Raw genomic sequence first — 3,865 nt, 5'->3', positions numbered from 1 at the left:
CGCCATTAGCGCAGGTGGTGGGAGTGTTCAACGGTCGAGCTCTATTACGCCAAAACGGCAATTGGATTTGGGTAAATGCCAACCAACACCCAAGGAAAGTCCGCTTATCGGATGGCAGTTGTTTGGAAGGTCTTCCCATGGGGCTGCTCGACGTTCCAAGCTTAGCGGCTGCTACTCACGCACCGAACATTCGATTCGATTTCATTCAAGGCGAATCTATAGGGACTAAAACCGGAGGTCAAGCCTCTCAAGACCTTTATATCGAAATTGAGGGGATTCTAAAATCAGGCCTCCCAGGAAAGCAACGCACAATCGTTTCGGATCCGAAGGGGCAAGCACATCTTACAGCCCTTGGCGTATTGGTTGTAATTGAGCATATTCTAGGACTGGATGGCAAACAAACTGCACGTGGAGGAGTGTATTTACCAGAAACATTAGTGTCAATTGATGCAGCTATCGCCCGTTTTGAACAATTCGGTGTTCAAATTTCCAGCGAGTTGAACGAAAATTAACCCGTTAAAGCACGGCTGCTTTTCAGAAAAACAACCCGGGAAGCGAAAGCGATGCTGCTTTGTTCCCGGGCTTATGTGTCATCATCGGCCAATGCCAGTCGCTATTTACCCGGCATAACCCGGTAAACGTTTTTCTTCCCTATATTTTGCAAAATGCGGGTTGGCACAGATGACATCTTCAACACATCCGTTACCCCTTTTGCATTTTTCGTTAAGGTTAACCTCAAGATGGTTCCTCGCAGTCTAGCGGTATGTTGGGGAAGTTCGGTAGATACGAAATTTCCTAGAGAAGACGCCGCTACCCGATTTCTAGTAAGTCCGTCGATGTCCTTCATCTTAAACATTCTTATCGGATGCAGCACATGGGGATGCGCTCCCAGCACGACATTCACACCATTCTTAAACAACAGCCGCATGAGCCGGATTTGGTTGCGGTCGGGATAAGTTCGGAATTCTTTCCCGAAATGCAGGCAAGCGATGATAAAATCTGTTCTACCCTTCAAGCTGCGTACGTCTGCTATTATTTTTTTCGGGTTTAGCCTGTTGACGGACCATGGCTCCGGCACTGGAATCCCGTTCGTTCCTCTCGTATAAGCCAATATTCCGATTTTTATTCCCTTTACGTTAACAATCAATTTCCGGCGGGCTTCCTGGGCGGAGCGATACGTGCCCGTATGTCGCAGACCGTATCGATCGAGGACGTTTAATGTTCGCCTCAAACCGGCTCGTTTCCCATCCATACAATGGTTATTGGCTGTGCTCAATACATCGAAGCCCAGGTTCCGGAGCGTAGCAGCGAATTTGTCCGGGGAGCTGAACAATAGTTTTCCGGGCTCTCCGCGAAAATTATTGCCGGAGAAGGTCGTCTCCAGATTGCCAATCGTTAAATCGGATTTCCGCAGATGGGGCTTCACTTTGGCAAAAATAGGAGCGAATCCGCCTTCCCGTGCGGCTGAGGCGATCATCTTCTTTTTCATCAGCAAATCCCCGACTGCAGCGATTGTGATTTTCGTCAATCCACCCACTCCTTTCCTGATTACACCTTATGCGAAAGAAGTGTGAAATGCTTGTAAGTTGGGCTTTCTACTAATTAATCTAGTCGTGATGCCAGAAGCCACTTATCATTTACATATACAATACTTATAGTCAATTTATCACCCGGATCGTCAAGTACTGTAGTGTCCAGCTCAATTTCTGCAGCATGATCTTTTTGGCCTTTTAGCTTCGCGGTATCGATTAGAAATTCCGTTGCCCACCCATGTCCTCCATTATTTTTGTCCACATAAAGCTTCCCTTCATAATCCTTATAAAGTGGACGATCTTTGTCCGGCGTCAGGTAACGAGAATAAAATATTTTTTGTGCGCAATCAATTGTAAATACGTCCTCTACCGCTTTTTTTAAATCCGCTACGGATTTGAAATTTTCGTCTATTACTTGAGCGTACCCCTCTTCACCTGGAATTGTTTTGGCCTTATCGACTTTGAAGCTATCCGATCCGTTAAACATTCCATATAAATCTACTGCCTTTGGTATAAGCCGATTGAGAATAGCTTTTGCCTCATCGTCAGTGAGATTTACAGAGCCGTTTGCTTGAGGAGACGTTGTTGTGACTTCAGTGTCATCTACAGTCTCCGAAGGGGTAAATATTTCGTACTCATTAGACTTTGCATGAATGGAAGTGATTTGCCATTCTTCATATGGCGAACTTTGAATACGTTCAACAGTTATCTCTTTTCTCCCTCCGCTCCAATGCCAATTGGAGGAGGCTAAATCGTACTCGACAACGAATCTGACCAGATCGTCTTTTACCTTTTCTTCTGAACCGATAACGACATTTTCAATCCAAGGACTTGAACCGCCCGTCCCCCAGTATTGGTTCTCAAATGTCTTGAAAGTTGCCTGTTGTAACTGCGGAGAAAGTGTAGCGTATTGCAATGATCCGCTTCTTGTACGAACGCCTTGTAGCCATAATTCAACAAGTTTTCTTGCGGTCGTATTTCGTTTAACATCCATGAAGCGGTCAATTTGAATTTGATTCGCTGTTTTGATATTTATCGAGGATTCCGTTTCGCTCCAGGCTAGGGTTGCTCCAAGTTTTTCGGTGATCCAACGGATGGGAACAAGTAATTGACCATCCTCTAATTTAGCCTCGTTAGGCAATTGCACATGTACTCCATTAATACTGATCTTAAGACTACTTGAAGCAAAAACAGTGCCAGACAACATAATCAGTGCGGTTAAAGTAAGGATACTGACCATCCACTTTTTACTCATGTTCTCACTCCTGTTCCATTTTTTATACATTATGACGATTCGTGCAAGTACAATGTTCAATCGCTCTCTTGCAGCGTCGCCATCATGGTATAAAAATGTTTGCAGTCGCCAGTATTGAAATAGTTATACCACGCTTCTAACGTTTCCTTTTTAAAGAGATCCAGCAGCGCAATAACCTCACGCGCCAATAGAAGTCCGCCGGCGGCACCGGTTGTGATCAGATTGCCGTCTACAACGATCTTCTCGTCTTTATAACAGGCAGCGCCTTTGTAGGTGGGGCAGAACAGAGTCAAATAGTCCAGACTGTTGCTCGTATGTTGACGATCATCCAATAAACCGGAATTTGCAAGCGCGGCGGTCGCTCCGCAGATGGCTGCAACATTGCCGCCTGCGTCCAGCAGTTGTTTTGCTTTTTCGACAACTGATGCATGTTCGGCATCATTCCAATGGTCTGCCCCCGGCAAGAGCAAGATCGCAGAGGTTTCATGCGTGATCTCATCAACCGTCAGATCTGGCAGGATCGTCATGCCGCCCTTTGTCGTGATCGGGCGTTTGGAAGCCCCAACCATTTTGACAGGAATGCGGCTCCCTCGATTTTTAAAATATTGACCTGAGTTGAGCTCTGCTATTACAAAGCCAAGCTCCCAATCCGCCATCGTATCCAGCACATAAGCATAAGCGTATTTCATCTGCTTCTCCTCGATTATGTATGATTTCGTCAATTTTGCGTGTGTATTCCGCTCTTCGTACCGTTCTCCTTTCCTGCAGCTAATTGTAAACGTCTAATGTTGACAACAGTATGTCAGTGATTTTTGACACGATTCTGCCCTTTAGCGCAACAAAGCTGCCGTTCAATGCGGCAGCCTCGGTCATGGTGTGAGTTATATTTGGATTAAAAACTTTTATCGTTAAGGCTGAGAAGACTCCCTCTTCGATAAGGGGGAGATGAATCAGCATCTCTTGTGTATGAATACGAACATATGTGCTATAATTATGATGAAATCACCAAAAGAGGTAAATGCTCGCATGTTGCATCATAAAGCTTTTCGCTTTCGCATCTATCCTACGGAGGAGCAAA

The 3,865-nt window shown here is 45.4% G+C and carries 3 protein-coding genes and 1 pseudogene; 1 reads left to right on the top strand and 3 read right to left on the bottom strand.

Features of this window, described 5'->3' with window-relative positions:
• Positions 1-512, top strand: a pseudogene (locus PEL01S_RS33940) (hypothetical protein); the annotation flags it as partial.
• A gap of 101 nt (positions 513-613) precedes the next feature.
• Here PEL01S_RS33940 and PEL01S_RS33935 read toward each other — a convergent pair.
• From PEL01S_RS33935 to PEL01S_RS33925, 3 genes are all read right to left on the bottom strand, one after another.
• Positions 614-1,537, bottom strand: coding sequence for a CapA family protein (locus PEL01S_RS33935; RefSeq protein ID WP_255320199.1), 924 nt, complete (start codon positions 1,535-1,537; stop codon positions 614-616).
• A 65-nt stretch (positions 1,538-1,602) separates the two neighbouring features.
• Entirely contained in the window at positions 1,603-2,787 is a 1,185-nt protein-coding gene (locus PEL01S_RS33930; RefSeq protein ID WP_163768552.1) for a stalk domain-containing protein, read from the bottom strand.
• Positions 2,788-2,843: 56 nt separating this feature from the next.
• A complete protein-coding gene (locus tag PEL01S_RS33925) occupies positions 2,844-3,476 on the bottom strand; it encodes a DJ-1/PfpI family protein (RefSeq protein WP_127463339.1) in 633 nt (210 codons plus the stop codon).
• Between the last annotated feature and the right edge of the window lie 389 nt (positions 3,477-3,865).

Source organism: Paenibacillus elgii NBRC 100335 (assembly GCF_004000865.1).
GTDB lineage: Bacteria > Bacillota > Bacilli > Paenibacillales > NBRC-103111 > Paenibacillus_G > Paenibacillus_G elgii.
This window is presented reverse-complemented; position numbering and strand designations above follow the sequence as displayed.

Excerpts from the sequence above, each read along its gene's own strand:
- PEL01S_RS33930 (WP_163768552.1), bottom strand. The coding sequence starts at position 2,787 with ATGAGTAAAAAGTGGATGGTCAGTATCCTTACTTTAACCGCACTGATT.
- PEL01S_RS33925 (WP_127463339.1), bottom strand. The coding sequence starts at position 3,476 with ATGAAATACGCTTATGCTTATGTGCTGGATACGATGGCGGATTGGGAG.